Below are 24,654 nucleotides of genomic sequence, written 5' to 3'. Positions count from 1 at the left end.
ATTTGGTGGTGAACACGCATCGAACTTTGGTCAGGGCAACAACTGTCACTATCCATGGTTCTTCCAGTCTATCTGGACTCACCCATCTTCGAAGTGTGAGAAAGGCCCACGTAGGAAAAGGCATTCTGGACGTGAGGGCCTAAAATGATGTCAAGACTCACATGGCCGTGTTCAGGGAAAAGGATGGTGTAACGGTGGCGGACTCCCCACGTTCACACGAATGGGTTCAACAAATGCGTCAGCAGTGGTTGAGCGATCCACTCAGTGTCGATGCATCTTGGCGCGCCTATTTTGAGGGCGATACCGTCCCGGCACAGCTCCACCGAAGCCAAGCTCCTCTCCCCACTCAGCCCACCGCGGTCGTCAGCGCCGAGGCCGCGTTGGCCGCTCACGAGGACAATCCGGAAACGGAGCAGCCGGAAGTTTCGGTGACGCGCTCCGATCTTCCTCCCGCACCTCCGGCGCAATCCGCCCAGGCCTCGTCACCCTATGCGCGTATTCACCGCACTTCCCCAGTTGCCTCGTCTTTGTCGGAACAGGCAGAAACCCAAGATGAACTCCATGTGTTGAAGGGCATTGCTCGCGCAACGGCTCGCAACATGGATGAGTCACTCACCATCCCAACAGCAACTTCCCAACGTCAAATTGCGGCAAAGATCCTCATTGAAAATCGCTCGGTCATCAATGCGCACCTTGCACGCACGGTTGGTGGCAAGGTTTCATTTACCCACCTCATCGGCTACGCGATTGTCGAGGCACTCTGCGAAATGCCGCAGATGAATGTCCGCTACTCACTCAACGATGGCAAGCCGGCTATCGACGAGCGCGCACACGTCGGTTTTGGACTGGCGATCGATATCCAGCACGCGGGTGAACGCCGCCTTGTAGTCCCCGTGATTCATCAGGCCGATACTCTGACCTTCACCGGTTTCGTCGAGGCCTATCAGGACATCATTTCACGCGCGAAAGCCGGCTCACTCAGCGCTGAAGACTACCAGGGCGCGACAGTCACGCTCACGAACCCCGGAACGATCGGAACAACAACTTCCGTTCCGCGCCTGATGAATGGCCAGGGTGTCATCATCGGTGTAGGCGCGATGGATTACCCAGCGGAATTTGCGGGAGTTTCTCCGCGTAAACTTGCCCTTTTGGGCATTGGCAAGACGATGTTCGTCTCCTCTACCTACGATCATCGCGTAATCCAGGGCGCCGCTTCGGGTGATTTCCTACGCCTCCTTGATCTCAAACTCAGCGGACGCGACGGTTTCTATGACCGTGTGTTTACAGCGCTTCATATCCCAGTTCCTCCCTACCTGTGGGAAGCAGACTTCGAATACGATCTGGAGCGCGAAAAGGGCAAGCCCGCTCGTATTGCCGAGCTCATCCAGGCCTATCGTTCACGAGGCCATTTGGCAGCAGATACCGATCCCTTGGCTTATCGCGTCCGCCGCCACCCCGATTTGAACCTTTCAAGCTACGGCTTGACCGTCTGGGACTTGGATCGCTCATTCCCCACGGGCGGCTTCGGTGGAAGCGAGCAGATGCTGCTTCGCGATCTGCTTGCCCGCCTGCACGATACCTATATTCGTTCTATCGGTATCGAATACATGCACATTCAGGACCCAAACCAGCGACAGTGGGTCCAAGAACGCATTGAAGGCCCCTTTGAAGCACCTTCTGCTAAGGAACAGCGCCGAATTCTTTCAACCCTCGTTCACGCTGAGGCTTTCGAAGAGTTTTTGCAGACAAAGTACCTGGGCCAGAAGCGTTTCTCTCTGGAAGGCGGCGAGTCGCTGATCCCGCTTTTGGACGAGATCTTGAATAAGGCTGCACATCGCGGAATCCACGAGGTTGCCATTGCAATGGCTCACCGCGGGCGCTTGAATGTTCTGGCAAATCTTGCTGGGAAGAGCTATGCCCAGATTTTCTCCGAGTTCGAAGGAAATCAGGATCCACGCACTGTCCAAGGCTCTGGCGACGTCAAGTACCACCTGGGTACCGAAGGCGTATATTCCTCTGAAGACGGCGTAGCAACGAAGATTTCTCTTGCGGCAAATCCTTCGCATCTCGAGGCTGCTGACGGCGTCCTTGAGGGCATTGTTCGCGCGAAGCAGGATGTCTTGGGTGATCCTGATTTCCCCGTGGTTCCACTACTCATTCACGGCGATGCTGCCTTCATTGGCCAGGGCGTCGTTCAAGAGACTCTCAATATGTCTCAGCTAACCGGCTACCGCACTGGCGGAACCATTCACGTCATTGTGAACAATCAGATTGGTTTTACGACCGGTCCAGCTTCGGGTCGTTCAACGCGCTACCCAACCGATTTGGCCAAGGGTCTGCAGGTCCCGATTTTCCATGTCAATGGTGATGATCCCGAGGCAGTAGTCCGCGTAGCTGCATTGGCTTTGGATTTCCGAGAGGCTTTCCACAAGGATGTCATCATTGACATGACCTGTTACCGCCGCCGCGGCCACAATGAGGGCGACGATCCTTCAATGACGCAGCCGGTCATGTACTCGCTCATTTCAAAGCTTCCATCCACCCGTGAGGTCTACATCCGTAACCTAGTTGGCCGTGGCCAGTTAACCGATGAAGAAGCCCGCGCATCGATCCGCGCCTACGAGGCCGAGCTCAGCGAAATCCTTGAGCACACCCGTGAGCACGGTTGGGCCCCGCAGCAAGAACGCCACTTAGAAGATGATCAGTGGCAGGTTCCCGAAAGCCAACTTCCCGGCGCGGGAATGATGATTGGCTGGTCTTCGGCAGTCAGCCCCGAGGCGCTCGAGCGTATTGGTGATGCCTATGTGAATTTCCCGCCTGATTTCACCGTGCATCCCAAGCTTGAGAAGCTGTGCCAGAAGCGTCAGGAAATGGCAACTGGTCATGCCCCGATTGACTGGGGTTTCGCGGAGCTCCTGGCCTTTGGCACTTTGTTGATGGAGGGGACGCCTATTCGTCTCTCAGGCGAGGACGCACGACGTGCGACATTCGTCCAGCGCCATGCAGTTTTGCACGATCACAAAGACGGTCGTGAGTTCACTCCCCTACACTTCCTCACTCCAGATCAGGCAAACTTCGATGTTTTCGATTCACCACTGTCGGAGTATGCGGTATTGGCCTATGAGTATGGCTACTCGATCGAGCGCCCCGAAGCTTTGGTTTTGTGGGAAGCACAGTTTGGAGACTTTGCGATTGGCGCTCAAACGGTCATCGATGAGTTTGTTTCTTCCGCGGAAACAAAGTGGGGACAGCGTTCGTCCTTGGTCATGCTCTTGCCGCACGGCCAAGAGGGCCAAGGTCCAGACCATTCGTCTGCACGAATCGAGCGATACCTACAGCTCGCCGCGGAGAACAACATGTGGATTGTTCAGCCCTCTACCCCGGCGAACCACTTCCACATGCTGCGCACTCAGGCCTACAAGAGGCCTCGTAAGCCACTCATCGCCTTCACCCCGAAGCAGCTTCTGCGGCTGCATGCAGCATCATCACGTCTCGAGGAATTCACCACCGGTTCCTTCACTCCCGTGTACGGCGAAGTCGATTCGCGGGTAGAGACAAACCGTGTGTCGCGGGTGATTTTGTGCTCAGGGCGGATCTACTACGATCTGATCCATGAGCGGGAAGAGCGCGGTGCGTGGAATACTGCGATTATTCGCGTTGAACAGCTCTATCCGCTTCCTACTGAGGAGCTCCGTCAGGTTCTGTCTGCATTCCCGAATGCCGAACTCCTTTGGCTCCAAGATGAGCCAAAGAACCAAGGAGTTTGGCCTCACTTCGCATTGAATTTGTTCCCCGAGCTAGGAATTGCACCGACTTTGGTTTCTCGTCCAGAGAGCGCAACGACCGCCGCCGGGCGAGCAAGTCTGCATCGCGAACAGGCCGCAGAGCTCATGCGCCGGGCATTCGCGTAGGGGGCGTTATGCGAATCTGTATTATCGGCGATGAACTCATTACCCCCATGGGAGATCCCCGAGGCCTCGGTTGGGTTGGGCGGGTATTGGCACGTTCCCAGTTCCCCTCTCCCCCAACCGTCATGACATTGGCTGTTCCGGGAGAAACGACCTCGCAGCTTGCTGCACGCTGGGAGGACGAGGTCGTGTATCGCTTTGCCCCCGACGAGCCTTGCGCGCTGATCATTGCTGTTGGATGCAGTGATATTCCGGCTGGGATTTCAACTCCCCGATCGCGTCTCAATTTGGCGAATATTACTGACCGAGCATCAACTTTGGCGATCCCCTCGATGGTCGTTGGTCCGCCCCCGCTTGCCGGTGTGCAATCCTCTGCGGTGAAGGAACTTTCACTGTCGTGTCAGCAAGTGTGTGAACGCCGAGATATCCCCTTTGTTGATACCTATACTCCCCTAGTCGCTCATGACCAGTGGTTTGAAGATATGGCGTCTTCATCCGTACGCAGTGCCCGTGGGGCATCGATGCCCGGACAGTCTGGCTTTGCACTGATGGCCTGGCTTGTTCTGCATCAAGGGTGGTTTGAGTGGATTGGCGCCCAAGAAGCCGAATCCTAAGAAATCCAGCGGAGATAAAATGTGGGGTCCGACGCGATACATCGGACCCCACACCCGTTTAAAACACGGTTCAGGCGTTAGGACGCTTGCCGTGGTTCGCGCCGTGCTTACGACGATCGCGACGCTTACGACCCCTCTTCGACATTGTCGTCTCCTCTAAAACTGAGATATCCAACCTGTACAGTTTTTCACACCCACAGCGTTTCTCCAAACAGAGAGTACCCTGCGAGTCGAAACTCACGATTCTATCGAGCTCCAACTCACCGTCACGCAGGTCTTGGAGACAATCCGTGCTCGAAGGGACGCGGGTGCGGGTTCGTCAAGACAGTGTGCCAGTAGCGAGCGAACATAACGCTCGGTGTACATCGATTCCTGGCAGTGGGAACAGCGTGAAATGTGTTCAAGCAGCTGTGCGCGCAGAGCGGGATCCTTCAGGCAGTCAGTCGTGATGTGCTCTTGGCAGCCCTCTCGGTCAAGAAAGTCAATGACCTCATAGAGGTGGTCATGTAATTCCTGACAAGCACGATAATCATCAATCTGCATGGTGTCCCCCAATACCGTATTCCGCCGCAAGTTCAGATAGGCTGTCGCGAAGATTCTTTCGCCCTCGATGAAGCCGTGACATGACAGTCCCAATGGGAATGTCAAGCATCTCGGCAATTTCTTTATAGGCAAAACCTTCAACATCAGACAGAAGCACGACTACACGCTGATCTTCAGACAAAGCTTCAAGAGCCGAACGAAGCTCAGCTGACGGAATATTATCCAGAGCTTCGGCTTCCGCCGAGACAAGCCCCTTTTCGTCGTGCGAGGCAGCCGCTACCAACTGCCAGTCCTCAACGTCTTCACCACCGCTTCGCTGTGGCGAACGCTGTGCCTTGCGGTACTGGGTAATGTACGTGTTCGTCAAAATCCGATACAGCCAGGCCTTAATGTTCGTTCCTTGCTGATATTGGTGGAACTTCGTGTAGGCCTTCATAAAGGTCTCTTGAACGAGATCTTCTGCGTCGGCACGATTGCGCGTCATCCCCAGCGCCGCACCGAAGAGCTGATCGACCAGAGGAAGGGCTTGTTCGGCAAAAAGCCGGTCCTTTTCCTCTTGACTGATTTCTTGTGTATCACTCATCGATGTCAAGGCTAATCGCGAAAACCTAGGATAGGAAAGTGGACGCGCAAAATCAGGGCGAGGCTTTTGCCTTCCCCTGATCCGCGGGCGCTGAGCCACTCTCACATCGCTTTGCATATCCACACTAACGCCTGCGCTAGCAAATTATTCCGCTCCATATTCCGGCCGTAGCCAAAATTGCCCATTTTTGTCGACGTGGAAACCGGTGTACCTGAGTATTTTTTGACACAATAGGGATATGTCTATTCTTCGCGGTATCGCACGTCCCTTGTTGGTTGCACCCCTTGCCCTAGACGCACTTGATGCCTTGATCCACCCCGATCAGCATGCAGCTAAACTCGAAAGACTTCGCCCGCTTTTCAACAAAGTTGAGGATTCGACACAGATCGATGACATCGACCCCTACCTGCGTTCCGCCGCACGCATCAGTGCGGGCGTAGCCTTGGCTGCCTCCGTCACTTTCGCCGTTGGCAAAGCCCCCCGCACCTCCGCTGCACTCCTGGCAGGGATCGCTCTTCCCATGGCGATTATTAACCACGAAGATCGCACTTCACTCGGTCTCAAGCTTGCAAATTGTGCAGGGCTTGTTTTTGCAGGGATGGACCGACGCGGTCGCCCAAGTGCTGCCTGGCGTCGCGATGAGAAACGCCGCGCACTTTCTCAGCAGGCGATTGCAGCAGGCTCTGGACAGTGAAGCACTGGGACGCACCCCGCGTACACGAGCCACTCAACACTCAGGTTGAAATCCCGGGCTCAAAATCTCAAACTGCCCGGGCTCTCTACCTTGCAGCAACCGGTTCTTCACCCTGTACCATCCACGGACTGTTGCGTTCCCGGGACACAGATCTCTTTGCCGAGGCCCTAGTGACCTTAGGCGCGCAGATCTCATTTATTGGTGAGATGTCGGCGTGCGTGATACCTATGGAAATCCGCTCAGCTACCGGAGAAGAACGGCAGATCGACTGCGGCCTTGCAGGAACTGTGATGCGTTTTCTTCCTCCCCTGGCTGCGCTCTCCCCTATCCCCACGCGCTTTGACGGCGACAAACAAGCCTATGCGCGCCCCCTCGGCGCCCTTCTCGATGTCCTTGAAAATCTGGGGGCAGACATCACCTATCACTCAGAGCGCGGTCACCTCCCCTTCACCATTAAAGGACCGCTCCGCTACCACCCCGGTACGGTCACCGTTGATGCCTCGGCGTCATCTCAATTCTTTTCTGCAATGCTGTTGGTCGCTCCTCTCCTTGGCGGAGCCATCATTCGCAGCGAGCACGAACTGATCTCTCTTCCTCATATCAACATGACATTGGACATGATGCGAGCAAGCGGGATTACCTGGTCAAAGACCAGCAGAAGCGAGTGGAGAATTGAGGAAGGCAAGCCCACGGCCTCGGAAATCAAAATCGAAGCGGACCTTTCAAATGCGGGTCCCTTCTTGTGCGCGGGAATCCTGAGCGGCGGAAGTCTCGCTATCCCTCATTGGCCCGTGAGCTCCACACAGCCGGGGGCAATGTGGCCAGAGCTCTTTGAACGCATGGGGATCCAGACCCAATTTATTCTCGAAGGAAGCGAAAACGGAACCTTGGTTGTTGACGGTCAAGGCCCGGGGACTTTCCAAGGAATCACCTGCGATATGTCTGCAATGGGCGAGATGGTTCCGACCCTTGCTGCGCTCCTACTCTTTGCGCAAACCCCATCTACTCTCACCGGAATCGCGCACCTTCGCGGGCATGAGACTGATCGTTTGGAAGCCATCGCGGACTCCATTCGATCTCTGGGCGGCTGCGTCGAAGTTTTTGACGATGGCCTCACAATTAGACCGCGCCCACTTCATGGCGCCAAACTGCGCTCCTTCGCCGACCACAGGATGGCAACTTTCGCTGCAATCGTTGGATTACTCATCGATGGAGTGAGCGTGGACGATATCGCGTGCACCTCAAAAACTCTTCCGAATTTTGAATCTATGTGGCAGAGCATGCTGGAGAATCGAGACGCCCATGTCTAGACGCGATATCGGCACCGACGACCCGCGCGTGAAGGTTCGCCCCGGGAAGCGCTCGCGGCCACGTACGAAAGTTCGCCCTGATTGGGGAGGCAAGCCAATCGGCCAGGTGATCGGTATTGATCGTGGCCGCTACCTGGTTCGTTATGAGGATATCGACCTACGCTCCGTTCTAGCCCGCGAGCTCAAAAAGGGAAGCGTTGTCGTTGGTGATCGTGTCCGTTTGACCGGCGATCTCAGCGGCCGCGTTGACACTTTGGCCCGGATCGTTGCTGTAGAGGAAAGAAGCAGCGTTCTACGCCGCTCTCTTGAGGATGCTCCCGATCAAAAGGGAGAAAAGATTATCGTTGCAAACGCGCAGATTATGGTGATTGTGACGGCTTTGGCCGATCCTCCTCCTCGAATGGGAATGATTGATCGCTGTTTGGTTGCCGCTCACGAGGCGGGGATGTGTGCCGTTCTTTGCCTCACGAAAGCTGATCTTGCCCCGGCCGAAGAATTTCTTCGCGCGTATGCGGATTTTGATCTGACAACAGTGGTCACCTCGGTTGCGGCTGGCGATCAGGGGCTTGATGAATTAAGAGAGCTTCTGGCCGGGCATTTTTCCGTGTTGGTCGGCCACTCTGGAGTTGGAAAATCAACGCTCATTAACGCGCTGATTCCCCAGGCCCAGCGCAGCGTGGGAATGGTCAATCAGGTCACCGGACGAGGTCGCCACACATCGACCTCTTCGCGAGCCTTCGAGCTTCCTGGTGGTGGCTGGATTGTTGATACCCCCGGTGTGCGTTCCTTTGGACTCGGGCATGTCGATACCGACGATGTACTTGGCGTTTTCCCCGATGTCGCCGAGGCGGCGCAGTGGTGCCTCCCGCTGTGCACGCACCTCGAGGATGCCCCCTCATGCGCACTGGATGCGTGGGCACAGGGGCATGAACCTTTCAGCCTTCCTTCTTCTCCTTCCGAGGCCGAGGCAGAACGCCAGAGGCGTACTTCCCGGGTCACTTCCGTCCGTCGTCTTTTAGACGCGGTTGCTGGAGCAATGCGCGTTTCTAAGGCTGCACGCTGATTTCGAGGTGGAATTTTCTGGTGCTCCCCCAATGTGACTCAAAATGCCGGTGGGGCAGTTCATACTAGGCACATGCGAATTCTTCACACTTCCGATTGGCATTTTGGCCGCAGTCTCCACGGTCAAGATTTAGGCGATGCGCGCGCTCTTTTTTGTCGCTGGCTCGTCGACACTGTGAAAACGCAGAATATCCAGCTGGTTCTGATCTCTGGCGATGTCTATGACCGAGCTATTCCTCCCGTCGGTCAGATCAATGAAGTGATGAACCTTCTTGAAGAACTCAGCTCTATCACTCACGTATTACTCACATCTGGAAATCATGATTCCGCGGGGCGTCTGGGAATGTATTCGCGCTTCCTTCACGGAAATATCCAGGTGTGTACACGTGTTGAAGACATCGGCACCGCCCGCGAATACCTCGGTATCGGTGATGATCCAGGAGTTTTGGTCTACCCGATCCCCTACCTTGAACCAGATTTGGTCCGTTCGGTTTTATCCCCCGATGATCAGCCGCTTGAGCGCAGTCATCAGGCGGTGATGGATGCAGCAATGCGACGTATCGGCACTGATCTCAAGCGACGACGCGATGAAGGGGATTTGCGCCCAGCGGTGGTGATGGCCCATGCCTTCATTGTCGGTGCCGCGCCTTCGGATTCGGAACGCAACATCGAAGTTGGTGGGGTCCCCTCCGTATCAGCCGAAACCTTCGAAAACTTTGGCGGTGATCCCCAAGCACCAACTCCTGGGCTGAGTTACGTTGCCTTAGGACATTTGCATCGGCCACAGGCTATCCCCTCTACTCAGGTACCTATTCGCTATTCTGGTTCGCCCATTGCCTACTCATTTTCAGAAGCTCCTGGGGATAAGAGCGCTGTCATCATTGATACTCATCCGGAAGATGAAAAGCTCACGCCGCATACTCAAAGGGTTGAGATTTCTGGTATCTCGTTACCTCTTGCGCTCTCAACGGTTAATATCCCATCTGCTCATCCCCTTGTTGTCCTCACGGGCTCTATGGATTCTCTTCTCGAAAAAGCAGCACAGATCGATCGGGAATCCTATGTGTCTTTGACCGTTACGGATGATGCACGACCACAGTCAATGGTTTCCCGCCTCCGTGCTGTATACCCACACGCGCTCTCCATCATCCACACGCCAACACATGTACCGATCCTGGCTGCGCCTCAACGTGATCTCGCAACAATGGATATTCGTTCAACCCTTGCAGATTTTTTCTCTCAACAGGGTGGACAGCCGGTATCAGCAGAAGAAAGCAACGTTATCGATCAGGTTGTGAACAAAGTGAAAGAAGACCTCCAATGAAGCTACTCACTTTGGAACTCAGCGGGATCGGGCCATTTGCGTCACGTCAATTTATTGACTTCCAGCGTTTCACCGACGCAGGACTTTTCCTTTTACGCGGAGCAACCGGTTCCGGCAAATCGACACTGATCGATGCCATCGTGTTCGGACTCTACGGTGATGTCGCAAGCGGGAACGACGGGGCGAAAAACCGACTACGTTCGCTGTATTGCGCGCCCAATGACCCTTCCTATGTGGAAGTGGTCTTTGAAGTATCTGCCGGGATTTACCGAGTGCGCCGAACCCCGCAGTATGTCAAAGAGGGACGCGCAACTCCGGTTAATGCAACAGTTACCCTTGAGAAGGTGGCTCCCAGCCCTTCGGATTCCTCTGGTTTTTCAACACTCGAAGCCCTGAGTCGTTCCATCCCCGAGGCGCAATCAATGATTACCTCGCTCATTGGACTGACAAAGGAACAATTCCTGCAAACTGTTGTTCTTCCACAGGGACAATTCGCGCGCTTCCTCAGTGCAAGATCCTCGGATAGAGAGAAAATTCTCCGAGATATTTTCGGCACTCAGTATTTTCAAGATTTGCAAAATGCTTTTGTCGAAGAAGCAAAGTCAGCAGATGAATCCATCACGCGGACACGCCGCGATTTTTTGAGTGCTCTGGGAACGCTACAGAGTCAGATCACAGACTCTCCCCTGGGCGAGTCTCTTTCCGAGGAACTCACGAAGCTGAGCGACAAACTTGACAGTACCGGTGAATACGAAGAGTTAAACGCTGATCTGCTTACGCTCAGTGGGCGCCTGAATGATTTACTGAAGAAACAGTGCGATGATGCCCAGCGCTCCCTTGACAGTGCTCAGGTCCTTCTTGACCAACGAAACGCAGAGTTGAACGCAGCCCAAGACCTTCAACAACGCTTCAATGAATACAAGCTGCTAACCTCCCAGCAGGCCGCACTTCTTTCACAAGAAAGTCAGATTGATTCCCTCATCCTCAAGGAAAAGCGCCTGCGAAGCCTCGAGCCTCTTAAAGCTCCCCTGCAGCAATTTGACTCTGCACAGTCAAAACTCGCACAGGCCTGCTCCTCTTTAGAAAAGTTCATTTCGGTCTCCAAGCGGATGGATGGCGAACTGTTCGATACAACTCAGGCTCACACCGAATTATCCGTGGGAAACAGTGAACTTCTTGCTGAGTATGAAAAGCTAAGCGAGGCAAGCCACGTCCACCAGCAATTAGTCGATGCGCGAGTGGAATATGAGCGGTTGGCCGCCCAAGAAATCCAGGCACATCAACTGGTCGAAGAGCTGAAACAGCGCTCAGATGCGCTGATTCAGACCCGCACAGAACTCACGCAGAAAATTGAGGCCAGCCAAGAGGCGCGTTCTGTCCTTGCATCCTCATCAGCGCAGCTCGACACACTGAATCAACGCGTCGATGCGGCCGAAAGAGCCGATATCCTGCGCGCTCAACTCATCGGTCTGGCTGAAGAAATCCAAAAAGCACATCGGACTTCCCGAGAAAGGGGTATCGCGGCTCTTCTCGCACGCGAGACATGGCTCCAAGAAACTGCTGCCTCGCTGGCTGCCGAGCTCGAAGAGGACACCCCCTGTCCCGTCTGTGGATCAACCTTGCATCCTGCCCCCGCACAATCGGATAGCGACAATACAATGAGTCGCCAAAAACTTGATGAACTTGAGGCACTTCGTCAAGATGCCGATCAGCATCTTCATGAGCTCAGTACCCAACGCTCGCAGTGCGTGGCGCAGATTGCCGCGCTCAATGAACAAGCTGGATCAGATAGCGAATCCCTACGCATTCAGCGCGATACCCTCAGACAAACCATTGTCCAGCTGAAATCTCTAGCAGAAAACTATCAGGCACTGAGCGCAGAATTTGAAGCTACCTCGCAGAGCGAAAAAGAAATCCTGAGTGCGCGCGCATCAACGCAAGAAAAACTCACGAACATTAATTCACGAATCCAGGAAGTCAAAGCTCAAGTCAGCGCATATGAAGCATCCCTCGCCCAAGCTCTGGGGGACTACACCTCGCTCGAAGAGTGGAAAGAGGCCCTTGAGCGCAAGCAAGATCATCAAGATGCTTTTTCCCAAGCTCTGAACTCCTTCGATCAGGCTGCGCAACTTTTCCAGAGCAATCAGGAATACCTCAATACCGCACTCTCAGAGTCCGGATATGAAGATGGACATGTAGACCTCGATCAGATTCGTGAAGAGCTCAAAGATCTTCCTCAACTGGAGGGACTCAGCCAGCAGATTGGCCACCATCACCAGGAACTTCATACTGTTCAGGCACGCTTGAATTCGGAACGTTTTTCCGGCTTAGAGACAGCAGAGACGCCTGATCTTGATGCATGCGAAAAGGCACGAGAAGAGGCACGAGAACAAGAACTCCGAGCCAGTTCCAGCCTGGCTGGCATCCACGCACTCGCAAAAAGTATTCACCGCTCAAAAACCCAGCTTCACTCTGCACTGGCCGAGCTAAGTAAAGCGCTCACAGAAGGATATCCTCGCCTTCGGCTTGCTCAGCTTGCAAGCGGAAACGGTCAAGCCAGTGTGCATCGAGTGCCACTGAGTTCATGGATCCTCATGTCTCGTTTTGAAGAATTGATCGCCGCCGCCAATCCGCGACTAGCAGAGATTTCACACGGACGCTACGAACTTCAACGCAGCGATACAGACCCAACACGATCGCGTAAAAACGGCCTGGGCCTGCTGATCTTCGATCATGAGGCTGAAGATGCTCGTACTCCCTCGACTCTCTCGGGCGGAGAAACCTTCTATGTCTCCCTTGCATTGGCACTTGGCCTTGCAGACGTGGTCATGGCGGAAAGCGGCGGCATCATGCTTTCAAGCATGTTTATTGACGAGGGTTTTGGTTCCTTGGATCTCGACACCCTCGAGATCGTGATGGCACAGCTCCTGGCCTTACGTCAAAGCGATCGATGCATCGGCGTCATCAGTCACGTTGATGAGATGGCACGGCAAATCGCAGACCAAATTCAGGTCACATGGAAAGAAGGCCGGGGCTCAACCCTGAGCATCAGAGGGGCCTAGCCGTCAGCGCATCTGGCGAAGAATACGGATCACGTCCTCACGTTCTTCCGGGGCGTACCATTCCATGCTTTCATCCCACAGCCTCGCAACAGCCTCGTCCGCCTCGTCTTGAGTCTGTGCGTCAAGAACTGCACGGACCTTCTTAGAAGCATCGGGATGATCGATAAAGTAAGCGGCGATATGGCTTTCAACCGGAGCGCAGGGCTGTGTCTGAGCAAGCTCACCATCGTAGGGAGCAATGGAAATGCCCTCGATATCTGCAGCGATAACGCAACGACTGAGTGCACCTCGTTCATCGCGTAGTAGCGCCAAGGAATCAAGGGCAGCTAAATCGCGCGCATCGTCTTCGGCAAGTTCTAAATCTTCACCGCGCAGCGAAGCGGAAGGGTCAACACAGTAGGCGGGCCGGGACGTCAAGTTCCCCTCTTCCAATTCACGAGCAAGAACAGGGTAATAGATTCGCATAGCACAAGTTTATGCACGAAAGTGCGTACTGTCTTAAGCCACCCACATCCATCTCAAGACGTGTCAGACAAGAACGAAATGACATCAAGTGAAATGAAGTGGCAGTAATCAAATTGACACGAGTGACATTATCCGAACTTAATCGATCGCCCACGATTCCAGCGAAGCGCAATCAATAGGCTTTCATCTGCACAAATAGCTCAAAAGTAATTGCTATATCGGCTCCAAAAATTCCGAAAATAATGGCATGATTGTAGGCATGAATCAACGATTCCTCACTCTCGCCGAGGTCGCCGAGACACTCAACATTACGCTTTCCGCTGCGCGCTCACTGGTGAATTCCGGCGAGCTACCGGCAATCCAATTGGGAGGAAAGCGCATGTGGCGTGTTGAAGAATCCGTCCTCGAAGAATTTATCCAAGCCCAATACGAGCATTCACGTGCACGCTTAAGCCATACCGCATAGCCCTAGGAGATGTCAGATGTGGGCAGAGATTTCTCTGCCCACTTTTTTCATGCGAAGGATGCATAATCCTAGGTCTTTTCACGGCAAATAACAGCTTATCCACAACCCTAAATCTGGATGTTTTCCCATGACCAACTGCACGTTTTCTCAATTTTTGCTGAGGTTCATTAAGTCCTTATTTTGTTGCCACTGACACATACGTCTACCTTGGCGACTTCACTTTCGCATAAAAATTGACGAAACTAGGAAACACCCACACCGGGCGCACAATCCTCAAACAGGCATTTCGCATACACAAGCATTTTATAGTTGGATTGACAGCTCAACTTAATTCCTCAAGACTCCACAGTATCCGCCCCAAAGACGAGGCGTCTCCCCATGAATACAGCCGTCCAAGGAGTCTTGACAATGCCACGACAGTCGAGAGTACTGATCCCACCAGCAGACCATGCTTTCCGAATCAGCTGGGACCTCACACGAGATACTCCTGTCAATAGCCCAACAACGCTAAACTCGTATCTCAATGCCGATAATCCTCTGATTCCACAAGAACAAGAAATTACGAACTTATGCCAGTGGTCGATTGGACTAGCTCGCGGCATTATGGAGGTCCTCCTCCACCTTCGCCCCTACGAACAACTCCGACGCTGGCTGGTTCCCCCGCTCTACCAACGACTTGTCACCATCATCGACAGAGATCAACGTAGCTTTCGACGCGAGCCCTGCCACCCCATTCAATGGCATATCAGCCAAACTTCGGCAACGGTCATCGAATCCTGTGTGATCATCGCGCAAGGAGAAGGCAGACATGTCATCTCCATGCGTCTGCAGACTTTTAAAAACAGATGGATCGTCACCGCATTGGATGTCCTGTAAGAAGACAGCAGATAAAGCAGTGGCGGCATGCACCGCGTGGTGCATGCCGCCATCAACAATCAGTCACAGTGGTTGATCAGCGCTTCTTACGCTTCTTTGCCGCGCGACGCTGAGCACGATTGCTCCCCTCTGTTGTCGAGCTCGTCTCGCCGTCTTGATCTGGCGAAGAATAGCTCAGACGCGCAGAGGTCTTTTCCTGCCCCACATCGCCCATAACGGATGCGGAACGCTCGATAGCCCGCTCTTCGGTCTCAGCAGCTTTGCGGCGCGCATCCTCGCTGAGTTCAGCCTCAGATACACCCTCTGTCTGCTCTTCGACCGCCGCGCGTTCACGAGCTTGCTCATACGCCAACTGGAATTGGCGTGCATAGGAGAAGATCTGCTGAATGCTTTCCTCGCGAATGCGATCCATCATCGTGTTAAACATCCGCGCACCCTCGTCCTTATATTCGACAAGAGGATCACGCTGACCCATCGCACGAAGACCGATACCTTCCTTCAGGTAATCCATCTCGTAGAGGTGTTCACGCCACAGGCGATCAACAGTTGCAATCACGACTCGTCGTTCCAGCGTACGCATCGGTTCATCACCGAGCTGCTGAATAGCCAGAGGATTGCGATTGAGCTGCTCTTCTGCTTCTTGGTACTGGGTTTCAATATCGCCCAGGACCTCGCGCATCAAGTCATCGCGGGTCAGCGAGCCGTGGCCGCCATACTGTTCTTCAACTTCCTCGGGAGTAACCGAGGGCGGGTAGTAGCCGCGCAGGGTGTCCCACAGTTCCTTCAGATTCCATTCACGAGGCGACAGACCGTCGGTTTTTTCTGCGATGATCCCAGACACCAAGGACTCCATGAAGCCCTTCATCTGGGGTCCCAAATCCTCGCCTTCCAGGACACGACGGCGCTGCTCGTAGATCAGCTCACGCTGGTCAGTCATCACATCGTCATACTTCAAGACGTTCTTTCGAATCTCGAAGTTACGAGCCTCGACTTGGTGCTGTGCGGAGGCAATCGAGCGGGTGACGATACGATTTTCTAGCGGCTGATCCTCGGGGTAAGCACCCGAGGCCATGATGCGCTGTGCGAGGCCTGAGGAGAAGAGACGCATGAGGTCATCTTCCATCGACAGGTAGAAACGAGATTCACCGGGATCACCTTGACGGCCGCTACGGCCTCGAAGCTGATTGTCGATACGGCGGGACTCGTGACGCTCCGAACCCAGCACATACAAACCACCCAGCTCACGAACTTCTTCGCGCTCGGCCTCGACTGCGGCTTCGGCCTCGGCAAGGGCTTCCGGCCAGGCACGACGGTATTCTTCTGCGTCAGCCTTCGGGTCCAGCCCACGAGCGGCAAGGTTTGCCTGAGCAAGGAACTCGGAGTTGCCACCGAGCATGATGTCGGTACCGCGGCCTGCCATGTTCGTCGCAACGGTCACCGCACCCTTACGACCAGCCATTGCAACAATCTGAGCTTCACGCGCGTGCTGCTTGGCGTTCAGAACCTGGTGCGGGATCTTACGTTCTTTGAGCATCCGCGACAGAAGCTCGGACTTTTCAACCGATGCAGTACCAACCAAAACTGGCTGCCCAGCCGCGTGGCGTTCTTCGATGTCGTCAATAATCGCGCGGAATTTACCTGCTTCGGTCGGATAGACCAAGTCTCCCTGGTCCTTACGAATCATCGGACGGTTCGTCGGAATCGGAATAACACCGATCTTGTAGGTCGAGGCGAATTCTGCAGCTTCGGTCTCTGCAGTACCAGTCATACCCGAACGCGAGCCCTCGGGGTACAGACGGAAGTAGTTCTGAAGAGTAATCGTTGCCAGGGTCTGATTCTCAGCCTGGATCTTCACGCCTTCCTTCGCTTCGATCGCTTGGTGCATACCATCGTTGTAGCGGCGCCCAGGAAGCACACGGCCGGTGTGCTCGTCAACGATCAGGACCTCTCCCCCGTCAACGATGTAATCGCGATCGCGGTGGAAGAGTTCCTTTGCGCGAATTGCGTTATTGAGGAAGCCAATCAGCGGAGTGTTAGCTGCTTCGTAGAGGTTCTCGACACCCAGTTGATCTTCAACCTTGTCGATACCGGACTCAAGGACACCGACAGTCTTCTTCTTCTCATCGACTTCGTAGTCCTCGTCGCGAACCAGAATATTGGCGATGCGAGCGAACTCCGTGTACCAGCGATTGACATCGCCGGATGCAGGGCCAGAGATGATCAGAGGGGTACGAGCCTCGTCAATCAGAATCGAGTCAACCTCATCGACGATCACGAAGTTATGGCCACGTTGGACCATGTCTTCCGGACGCTGCGCCATGTTGTCACGCAGGTAATCAAAACCGAATTCGTTATTCGTTCCGTACGTAATATCGGCGTTGTACTGCTCGCGTCGCTCTTCCGGCTCTTGTCCAACCAACACACAGCCCACGGTGAGTCCCAGGAAGTTGTAGACGCGGGCCATCAGATCAGATTGGTACTTCGCCAGATAATCGTTCACGGTGACAACGTGAACGCCCTTACCGGTCAGTGCACGAAGGTAAGAAGGCATAGTCGCGACCAGCGTCTTACCTTCACCGGTTTTCATTTCTGCAATATTGCCTCGGTGCAGAGCAATACCACCCATGACCTGAACGTGGAAGGGACGCTGACGCAGGGTGCGCCATGCTGCTTCGCGAACGGTTGCAAAAGCCTCAACCAGGATGTCATCCAAGGTTTCGCCTTCATTGAGGCGCTCTTTAAATTCCTCTGTTTTTCCGCGCAATTCCTCATCAGTGAGAGCTTCAAAGTCTTCTTGAAGAGCATCAACTTGCGAGGCGAGCCGGTCAAGTTGACGCAAGGTGCGTCCTTCTCCAGCTCGGAGGATCTTGTCAATAATGGACACGGGGACTCCTGGGATTGTGACCGGATGATCCGGGCGTGCGTCGAGCACACTTCTCCTAGTCTACGAATTTCCGTCGGCGCTTTCGACTTCATCCCCGCAATCGTGTCGTTTTTCTCTGCCAGCCGATTGTTCTGAAGTTGTTCATCAGTGATGCAAAATCAACCCGACAACTGATATCCGACAACTCAAAGCACAAGCAATGGTACGCTGTACACGTCAGGAAATTACGCGCGTAGAAATGGGTCTATGCGCACAACCTCGCGATCTTCTCTTCTACGACGAGGAGCGGGTCCCCAGGTGCGAAAGAGTCTAAGCCATGTCCGAAGTTCAATCGCCTCACCCCGACGCTGGAGTGTTCACACACCGGAGCGCAATACAGTCGCCAGCTCCAGCACTACTTTCGCGCACCGAAACAACGATGGAAGCGATCGAGCAGTACATCGTCGCTAATCACTTGCAACCCGGAGATCCTCTTCCCACAGAATCAGCTTTATGCGATTCTCTCGGCGTATCACGTTCATCGGTACGCGAGGCGTTGCGTCAGCTCAAGGCTCTTGAGATTGTTGATGTCCAGCAAGGACGCGGTGCTTTTGTCGGCGATATGACACTTCGTCCCTTGATCAAGACCGTTTTCCTTCGCTCCTCTACCGCTCCTGATTCTGCCGAGGCCTTGTCCCAGGTTTTGCGGGTCCGCCAAGTTTTAGATTTAGGTCTAGCGAGCGAGGCGATCCACGCACTTCAAGGCACGCATGATGATCATCTTCATGAACTGGTCGACCAGATGATCTCAAAGGCTCAGCGCAGCGAATTCTTCATGGACGAAGACATTGAATTTCACACCGAGCTCTTGAAGAAGATCAATAACCCCCTTGCTGAGCAGTTAGTCAATGCCATGTGGATGATTCACATGATGGCCCTCCCGCAGATCCATCGGGGTTTTGAAGGTCTTCCGGAAACTGCTCGTGCTCACGAGGCCATGCTGGTCAGCGCAGAAAACGGCGATATTGAGGGATACCGTCGTGCCGTCTTTGCGCACTACGATCCACTCAACCAGGCCTTGGGTTCTCTTTCACAAGAAGAAGACTGATCCATCGACAAATGAAAACTTTAGGGGTGTGGGGAAGCTGCTTTGACAGGCTCCCCACACCCCTAAAGTGCGCGTATTATTCGCCAGTTTGGATAACTGTTGCATTCAGACGCAGAACACCATAGGTCCACCCGTGGCGATGGTAGACAACGCAGGGTTGCATTGTTTCTTCATCGACAAAGAGGAAGAAGGGGTGCCCGACCAATTCCATCTGATTCAATGCCTCATCAACGCTCATAGGAACCGTCTCATGGACCTTCTGGCGGACAATAATCGGACTATCACCCAGCTGTTCTTCGCGAGCTTCTCCGACTTTCAGATCCCCAGCGCTCTTCAAAGATGTTGGAGCCTGTTCAACGAGCTCCTCGTCTCCCCCAACGCTTGCGGGAAGAACATCTAAATCAGGAGCAAGAATTTCTTCCGTGCGGTGGTGATCTTTCGCCCGATCACGCATACGGCGAAGGCGCTCAAAAAGCTTTCCAGCGGCAATATCGACCGCGGCGTAGCGGTCTGCAGATTCTGCCTCTGCTCGAATAATTGGGCCTTTGCCAAAGACTGTTAGCTCAATCCGCTCTGCCGTATCAGCCTGTCGCGGATTCTTCTGGTGGGTTAACTCAACATCAACCCTTTGGGCTCGAGGATAAAACTGCGTCACCTTTGCAAGCTTCTCCTCGATGTATGCGCGGAAGTTCGGATGAATCTCTGCATTACGTGCAGCTACTGTGATGTCCATATTTCTCTCCACATCATGAAATGCGACCACAGTCGCGATCGAAAACCCGGCGACGTCATTGCCCCGGAGTGTCTTGAACTACCACCCCCAATCAGCATGTGATGGAAAACCATCACTGGAAGAGATGCATCAAGTATAGCAGATAGCGGTGATCTGCATCATAGAGCGACACTATCGTCGCGACCGTGCGATACACGCCCCTGCCACCCAATTCTGTCCGCAAACACGGAATAATTCGCTCATCGTTCCCCCCGTTGCGACAACATCGTCGACTACCACCAGTCCCACATCTTGCGGAATTGTCATTGATACATACATGTGCCCACGCCGAGCTTCTCTGCGCTCATCCGAATTCTTTCCAGCCTGTGAAGAGACCCAGGGGTCCAACCTGCAGATATCTCGAACCGCTACCGGAACCGGCGCCGATAAGCGAATTCCTTGAGCCACACCATGGGCGATATGCGAGGTTATGGGATGTCCAAAGAAACGTCGTTTCCAACTGGACGGTGCAGGAACAATCCACACACGCGCATGGGGATCGCCCACCTCAAGCATCCCGCTCTTTCCCAGCGCATTGCCAATAGTCTTTCCACATTCGAAAAGAAAAGGTGATAAATCTACGCGCCCGGAGTGTTTTGCGGCCAAAATAATGGACCGCATTGATCCAGAGTATTCACTCAGCGACCACAGCGGATATTCTGCCCAACCCGAATCGATAACTTCCCATGTCGGTACGAAAGACTGCGATAACCCAAAACATTGCTCACACAAGGTCTGATCCCACGCGCCACAGCCAGCGCAACTACTGGGGATACATAAACTGACCAACTCCCGAGCGACCTCGTGAAAAACTGCCATAAAGGAAGCTCAACACGAAAAGAAAGTACACGCAGACCGCATAGTCAATCTGTGGAGAAAACGATTCAGCCCGGGAAGTTCACGTCGCGAAGGTTTCCTTCGAGGGATTGCCACAGCGCCCCGGAACGAACCTGATAACTACCGTCTTTCCCGCGGATCACCATTGTCGCCGAAGACGATCCTGCACTCAGCCGCTGAGTCCCCGTGGGAAGAGCAAGAACCGAGGGAAAACCGCCGACGGGCACAGTCACCAAAGAAACTTCATCAACCTGATCATTGCCTGCGCGGAGCCCCCCTTGACGCACGGCAACAACCGTAGAACGCCCCGCCCACGACACATCATCAACACCGGTCGACAAGCCAGCCAAGGGTTCGGGGTCAGTGAGCGCGATCGGCTCGCCACTGTCTCGGCGCTCAATTCCGGCAATCCAGGCACTTGTGGAGCCACCAACCTGGCGGAGCAAAAGTGCGCGCGCGCCATCGGGAGAGACTCGCACCGCACTCACCCCGTTCAGGGATTGATTTTCCGAGGCAATCGACAAGTTCTGCCCGTCAATTCGCGAGGCCCTCAGGTTCCCTCCCCGAGGAATGTCCCACACCCATCCGAAACGATCGATTGAAGGCGAATACTGACCTTCGGACCCGTCCAGTACCCGTGTCGCATTGGTTGAGGAATCCACCAGAACAAGACGATCATCCTCGCGCCAAGCGTACAACGAGGAAGAGGCTGGGGAGACCGCCGGAAGCGAGGCCGATGACGAAGGTGTAACGGGAAGAATCCGGGTCGAAACACTACGCCCGTCAATTCGAACCAAACCATTCGAATTCAAAGCAACCGCTGAATCAAGATCTAAGGATGGCTGGGAAGGGAGCCCTGAGGAGGGAAGTGCCTCTCCTCCGACATTAATTTCAACAGAATTCACGCGGCCCGAGCGCTGGAGGGTTTGGGAAATCTGCCACGCCATCAGCTGTTTTCCGCGATCATCGCTGGGAGGTGTTCCATTCAAAGACACCTTCGCAACGTGGTCGGAGAGTTCAATACCGCCAGCTGAAATCGAGGTTCCTGAAGGGATTGCATTCACTAGGGCATCGGAGAGATGTGACTGCGGTCCAGCGATCAACCCCTCGAGCATATGGGTTTCGACACGGCGCGTGGGATACCAGCGCGGATCAGCAATCAGAGAATCGCCGGTTGCTGAAAGAAACATCAGCGAAACAAGTTCGTGCGATGCCGTAAATGATGCCTGAGAAACCACCACCCCATCCGCAGGTGCGTCAATACGCCACTGGCCATTCTCACGAACCAAATGGAAGCGCGCTTCAAGTGAGGAAGTTTCTGCCGGGGAAAGGACACCATTTTGGTCAACAGAGCCCACACCAGTGGCAGTGATCGACGCATTCAGAGTGTCCGTTTTCGAAGGATCAAAAGAGTACGACACCTTCGGCGTTGAATCCGTTGAATAAATCGTCACTAACTTATGCGGGTCCCAGGTCTGTGCGGAGGAGTTGGTTAAGAAAAGACGCGCGGTTGCGTAGTCGTCAGAAGCTCCTGCGGCACAGGCTAAGAGAAAACTACTGAGCAGACTTTCGGGATCCGCATCAGCCACAGGCCCACCCGCTGCCAAATCAACTGGCTGAGCATTGGGAGCATCGACATCAAAAGGCGAAGGTGAGGAGGAAGTTGGCAAGGAAGTGCAGGCAGCCAGAGAAAGGCTGCTGAGAATAGCTACTACAGCAAGACACAGTCGCTGATTCATCTTCACTCCTTTTCCCACAGTTCTAAGGGATCGCTTGAAATCGCTGTCCCGACTTTCTTAGGAAGCGTCATCATGAAAGAGGATCCGACTCCAATCTCACCCCACGCAGTTAATGTTCCTCCGTGAAGAACAACGTCTTCCAAGGAAATGGCCAAGCCCAGACCCGTTCCTCCGGTGGTACGTGTTCGCGCAGGATCCGCACGGTAAAAGCGGTCAAAAACTCGCTCAACCGTTGCTGGCTCCATCCCGACGCCATGGTCGCGTACGCGCACCGCGACAGCGGTTTCATTCGAAGCAATGGTCACCTCAACAGGTCGAGATTCTGCGTGTTCATAAGCGTTCACCAAGAGATTGCGAATGACACGCTCAATACGTCGATCATCAATTTCTGCTGTGCAATGATGCGTCGGTGCATTGACAATAACCTCGACTCCCAAGCGCTGCGCAAGCTCACTGTTTGCGTTAACAACGCGCGTTACCAATCCACGAAGATCAACGCTTTCCGCGGCGAGGTCGACAGATTGCGCATCGTGACGCGAGATCTCTAGGAGATCAGCCAGCATGGAATCGAAGCGCTCAACCTGTTCATGAAGCAGTTCTGCACTCCGAGTGGTCACAGGATCAAAATTCTTACGTTGATCCCAGATCATTTCTTCCGCCATACGAATGGTTGTCAGCGGCGTGCGAAGTTCGTGAGAGACATCAGAGACAAAGCGCTGCTGGAGCCGAGCGAGCTCGTCATATTCATCAATTTTCTTCTCAAGCGATTCGGCCATGTTATTAAATGCACGCCCAAGATTTGCCATCTCATCGCTACCGCGGGCATCAGCGCTGTCAATTCGAGCATCAAGATTTCCTTCAGCAAGCTTTCCCGCCGCTGTCGCAGTACGACGTACCGGTCCCAAGATGTGATAGATCAAGATGAAGGTGATGATCGGAATCAACAGCAAGAATGGAATCCCAGCGAAGATCAAGATTCCCATGACGGTGTCAATACGTTCTTGGTCTGCTTGAAGCGAATAAACGATATACAGCTGGTGGGTTCCTGCTCGCGGTACCTGAACGTTTGTCCCCACAAGGATTGCAGGCACTCGCTGGTTCGCATCGCGCTCGGAAGGAATTGAGACGGATTGCCATTGGGGATCCGTTGATCCAGCTACGGCATTTTTCATCTCTTCACTAATGACACTTAAGACCGTGGGGTCCACAATCTCATTGATCCGAAGCGATTGTGATTGAGATTCGGAGCGCAAGAGCAGAACAGAAACCGCCCCAGTACCCGAGGCAGAAACACGTAAGGAGGTTGCAAGCTGCCGGGTTGATTCTTGAATTTGATCGGGAGTACTGGCTGTTGACTGGTCGAAAACTGATTGCGCAGTTGAAAAACGTAAAGCCGCATCTGAAAGTACTGCGGTTCGTCGAGATTCAAAAACGCTACTGCGCAGTTGAGTCGCCACAATTGTTCCTGCGACAAGGATCAGCACCATCGACACCGCCGCGAGGTACGAAGCTGCACGCAAAGAAGCGGAATTACGAATTGCTCTTAGAGCTTCCCACTGAGAAATACGTTCCCATCCACGCCACTGCCGAAGAGGCCGAAAGAGACGTTGAAGAAAAAGAAGGACACGCTCCAGTGGCGCAACATGAGACTCAGGAACAGGGGGCGTCGAGAGCACTCCCCCATCTCCGCCTATCATGACGAGGCGTTGCCGGCGCGGTAGCCTACTCCGCGGACAGTCACAACGACCTCGGGATTATCCGGATCACGCTCAACTTTTGAACGCAGACGCTGGACATGGACATTCACCAAGCGAGTGTCTGCAGCATGGCGGTAACCCCACACAGATTCAAGCAACTCTTCACGGGAGAATACCTTCCACGGGGAACGCGCAAGAGTCACGAGCAGGTCGAATTCAAGTGGCGTTAAAGGCAATTCTTGGCCACTACGATGCACGCTATGACCTTGAACATCGATGACAAGATCCCCGAGACGAACCAGTTCTTCGCCACTGTCATCTCTGCCACGCAGTCGTGCACGAACACGCGCGACTAGCTCTTTAGGCTTGAAAGGTTTAGGAACGTAGTCATCTGCCCCGGCTTCAAGGCCTGCGACAACATCTGTTGTATCGGATCGAGCAGTCAGCATCACAATGGGGACATCAGATTCCCTACGAATCTGGCGGCAGATTTCAATCCCATCAACGTTTGGAAGCATAAGGTCCAGAAGGACAAGATCCGGTGAAACTTCATGGAAAACTTCAAGGGCTTGCGCTCCATCTGCGCAATCAGCAACCTCGAAACCTTCAGCATGAAGCATGATTCCGATCATTTCGGAAAGCGCGACATCGTCGTCAACGACCAGGATCCGTGAACTCATGTAACGATTGTGTCACGAAACTGACAGGTGTGTCGAAAAGACGCGGCGAAT

General features: G+C 54.0%; 19 protein-coding genes. 10 read left to right on the top strand and 9 right to left on the bottom strand.

Annotated elements, in window-relative coordinates:
• Window positions 1–161 precede the first annotated feature (161 nt).
• Entirely contained in the window at window positions 162–3,911 is a 3,750-nt protein-coding gene (locus tag RW023_RS00830) for a multifunctional oxoglutarate decarboxylase/oxoglutarate dehydrogenase thiamine pyrophosphate-binding subunit/dihydrolipoyllysine-residue succinyltransferase subunit (RefSeq protein WP_315579442.1), read from the top strand.
• A gap of 8 nt (window positions 3,912–3,919) precedes the next feature.
• Window positions 3,920–4,522 (top strand): GDSL-type esterase/lipase family protein, encoded by a 603-nt coding sequence (locus RW023_RS00825; RefSeq protein WP_315579441.1) that lies wholly within the window; start codon window positions 3,920–3,922, stop codon window positions 4,520–4,522.
• A 70-nt stretch (window positions 4,523–4,592) separates the two neighbouring features.
• Here the strand turns inward: RW023_RS00825 and RW023_RS08380 are convergent, their stop codons facing one another.
• From RW023_RS08380 to RW023_RS00815, 3 genes are all read right to left on the bottom strand, one after another.
• A complete protein-coding gene (locus RW023_RS08380; protein ID WP_106406425.1) occupies window positions 4,593–4,667 on the bottom strand; it encodes a 50S ribosomal protein bL37 in 75 nt (24 codons plus the stop codon).
• 92 nt (window positions 4,668–4,759) lie between these two features.
• Window positions 4,760–5,065, bottom strand: coding sequence for a hypothetical protein (locus RW023_RS00820; protein WP_315579440.1), 306 nt, complete (start codon window positions 5,063–5,065; stop codon window positions 4,760–4,762).
• Window positions 5,055–5,648, bottom strand: coding sequence for a sigma-70 family RNA polymerase sigma factor (locus tag RW023_RS00815; protein ID WP_315579439.1), 594 nt, complete (start codon window positions 5,646–5,648; stop codon window positions 5,055–5,057). Before RW023_RS00815 ends, RW023_RS00820 begins: the two co-directional genes overlap by 11 nt.
• A 238-nt stretch (window positions 5,649–5,886) precedes the next feature.
• Here RW023_RS00815 and RW023_RS00810 point away from each other — a divergent pair, with 238 nt between their 5' ends.
• The 5 genes from RW023_RS00810 (at window position 5,887) to RW023_RS00790 (ending at window position 13,100) form a co-directional block, all read left to right on the top strand.
• The gene (locus tag RW023_RS00810; RefSeq protein WP_315579438.1) at window positions 5,887–6,342 is read left to right on the top strand and encodes a hypothetical protein; all 456 of its coding nucleotides are present in this window, start codon (window positions 5,887–5,889) and stop codon (window positions 6,340–6,342) included.
• Window positions 6,339–7,652, top strand: coding sequence for a 3-phosphoshikimate 1-carboxyvinyltransferase (aroA, locus tag RW023_RS00805; protein ID WP_315579437.1), 1,314 nt, complete (start codon window positions 6,339–6,341; stop codon window positions 7,650–7,652). The genes RW023_RS00810 and aroA overlap by 4 nt, the downstream gene beginning before the upstream one ends.
• Entirely contained in the window at window positions 7,645–8,715 is a 1,071-nt protein-coding gene (rsgA, locus tag RW023_RS00800; RefSeq protein WP_315579436.1) for a ribosome small subunit-dependent GTPase A, read from the top strand. Before aroA ends, rsgA begins: the two co-directional genes overlap by 8 nt.
• A gap of 72 nt (window positions 8,716–8,787) precedes the next feature.
• On the top strand, window positions 8,788–10,038 hold the full coding sequence (locus tag RW023_RS00795) for an exonuclease SbcCD subunit D (protein ID WP_315579435.1): 1,251 nt from the start codon (window positions 8,788–8,790) through the stop codon (window positions 10,036–10,038).
• Window positions 10,035–13,100, top strand: a complete 3,066-nt coding sequence (locus tag RW023_RS00790; RefSeq protein WP_315579434.1) for an SMC family ATPase — start codon at window positions 10,035–10,037, stop codon at window positions 13,098–13,100. Before RW023_RS00795 ends, RW023_RS00790 begins: the two co-directional genes overlap by 4 nt.
• 3 nt (window positions 13,101–13,103) lie before the next feature.
• Here the strand turns inward: RW023_RS00790 and RW023_RS00785 are convergent, their stop codons facing one another.
• Complete coding sequence (locus tag RW023_RS00785) at window positions 13,104–13,565, bottom strand: DUF6912 family protein (RefSeq protein ID WP_315579433.1); 462 nt, start codon at window positions 13,563–13,565, stop codon at window positions 13,104–13,106.
• Between the two features lie 259 nt (window positions 13,566–13,824).
• On the opposite strand from RW023_RS00785, the gene RW023_RS00780 reads away from it, so the two are divergent.
• On the top strand, window positions 13,825–14,031 hold the full coding sequence (locus RW023_RS00780) for a helix-turn-helix domain-containing protein (RefSeq protein WP_315579432.1): 207 nt from the start codon (window positions 13,825–13,827) through the stop codon (window positions 14,029–14,031).
• Between the two features lie 408 nt (window positions 14,032–14,439).
• Window positions 14,440–14,907: an Rv3235 family protein gene (locus RW023_RS00775; protein WP_315579431.1), complete on the top strand. Its 468-nt coding sequence runs from the start codon at window positions 14,440–14,442 to the stop codon at window positions 14,905–14,907.
• A 76-nt stretch (window positions 14,908–14,983) separates the two neighbouring features.
• Here RW023_RS00775 and secA read toward each other — a convergent pair whose 3' ends face one another.
• Window positions 14,984–17,791: a preprotein translocase subunit SecA gene (gene secA / locus RW023_RS00770; protein ID WP_315579430.1), complete on the bottom strand. Its 2,808-nt coding sequence runs from the start codon at window positions 17,789–17,791 to the stop codon at window positions 14,984–14,986.
• Between the two features lie 316 nt (window positions 17,792–18,107).
• Here secA and RW023_RS00765 point away from each other — a divergent pair, with 316 nt between their 5' ends.
• A complete protein-coding gene (locus RW023_RS00765; RefSeq protein WP_315579429.1) occupies window positions 18,108–18,878 on the top strand; it encodes a GntR family transcriptional regulator in 771 nt (256 codons plus the stop codon).
• Window positions 18,879–18,954: 76 nt separating this feature from the next.
• Here the strand turns inward: RW023_RS00765 and hpf are convergent, their stop codons facing one another.
• From hpf to mtrA, 4 genes are all read right to left on the bottom strand, one after another.
• Window positions 18,955–19,611, bottom strand: a complete 657-nt coding sequence (gene hpf, locus RW023_RS00760) for a ribosome hibernation-promoting factor, HPF/YfiA family (RefSeq protein WP_315579428.1) — start codon at window positions 19,609–19,611, stop codon at window positions 18,955–18,957.
• A 923-nt stretch (window positions 19,612–20,534) separates the two neighbouring features.
• Complete coding sequence (locus RW023_RS00755) at window positions 20,535–22,226, bottom strand: LpqB family beta-propeller domain-containing protein (RefSeq protein WP_315579427.1); 1,692 nt, start codon at window positions 22,224–22,226, stop codon at window positions 20,535–20,537.
• A gap of 2 nt (window positions 22,227–22,228) precedes the next feature.
• Window positions 22,229–23,902 carry an MtrAB system histidine kinase MtrB gene (gene mtrB / locus RW023_RS00750; protein ID WP_315579426.1) on the bottom strand — a complete coding sequence of 558 codons (1,674 nt, stop codon included), beginning with the start codon at window positions 23,900–23,902 and terminating at the stop codon, window positions 22,229–22,231.
• A 17-nt stretch (window positions 23,903–23,919) separates the two neighbouring features.
• Window positions 23,920–24,603, bottom strand: coding sequence for an MtrAB system response regulator MtrA (gene mtrA / locus RW023_RS00745; RefSeq protein ID WP_315579425.1), 684 nt, complete (start codon window positions 24,601–24,603; stop codon window positions 23,920–23,922).
• Window positions 24,604–24,654 lie beyond the last annotated feature (51 nt).

Source organism: uncultured Actinomyces sp. (assembly GCF_963542285.1).
GTDB lineage: Bacteria > Actinomycetota > Actinomycetes > Actinomycetales > Actinomycetaceae > Pauljensenia.
This window is presented reverse-complemented; position numbering and strand designations above follow the sequence as displayed.

Bases quoted from the DNA above. Each gene is read 5' to 3' on its own strand.
- RW023_RS00765 (WP_315579429.1), top strand. From the start codon at position 18,108: ATGTCCGAAGTTCAATCGCCTCACCCCGACGCTGGAGTGTTCACACAC.
- RW023_RS00820 (WP_315579440.1), bottom strand. From the start codon at position 5,065: ATGCAGATTGATGATTATCGTGCTTGTCAGGAATTACATGACCACCTC.
- RW023_RS00775 (WP_315579431.1), top strand. From the start codon at position 14,440: ATGCCACGACAGTCGAGAGTACTGATCCCACCAGCAGACCATGCTTTC.
- mtrA (WP_315579425.1), bottom strand. From the start codon at position 24,603: ATGAGTTCACGGATCCTGGTCGTTGACGACGATGTCGCGCTTTCCGAA.
- RW023_RS00825 (WP_315579441.1), top strand. From the start codon at position 3,920: ATGCGAATCTGTATTATCGGCGATGAACTCATTACCCCCATGGGAGAT.
- RW023_RS00830 (WP_315579442.1), top strand. From the start codon at position 162: ATGGCCGTGTTCAGGGAAAAGGATGGTGTAACGGTGGCGGACTCCCCA.
- RW023_RS00815 (WP_315579439.1), bottom strand. From the start codon at position 5,648: ATGAGTGATACACAAGAAATCAGTCAAGAGGAAAAGGACCGGCTTTTT.
- RW023_RS00810 (WP_315579438.1), top strand. From the start codon at position 5,887: ATGTCTATTCTTCGCGGTATCGCACGTCCCTTGTTGGTTGCACCCCTT.
- rsgA (WP_315579436.1), top strand. From the start codon at position 7,645: ATGTCTAGACGCGATATCGGCACCGACGACCCGCGCGTGAAGGTTCGC.
- hpf (WP_315579428.1), bottom strand. From the start codon at position 19,611: ATGGACATCACAGTAGCTGCACGTAATGCAGAGATTCATCCGAACTTC.
- RW023_RS00755 (WP_315579427.1), bottom strand. From the start codon at position 22,226: ATGAATCAGCGACTGTGTCTTGCTGTAGTAGCTATTCTCAGCAGCCTT.
- RW023_RS00790 (WP_315579434.1), top strand. From the start codon at position 10,035: ATGAAGCTACTCACTTTGGAACTCAGCGGGATCGGGCCATTTGCGTCA.
- RW023_RS00785 (WP_315579433.1), bottom strand. From the start codon at position 13,565: ATGCGAATCTATTACCCTGTTCTTGCTCGTGAATTGGAAGAGGGGAAC.
- RW023_RS00795 (WP_315579435.1), top strand. From the start codon at position 8,788: ATGCGAATTCTTCACACTTCCGATTGGCATTTTGGCCGCAGTCTCCAC.
- RW023_RS00780 (WP_315579432.1), top strand. From the start codon at position 13,825: ATGAATCAACGATTCCTCACTCTCGCCGAGGTCGCCGAGACACTCAAC.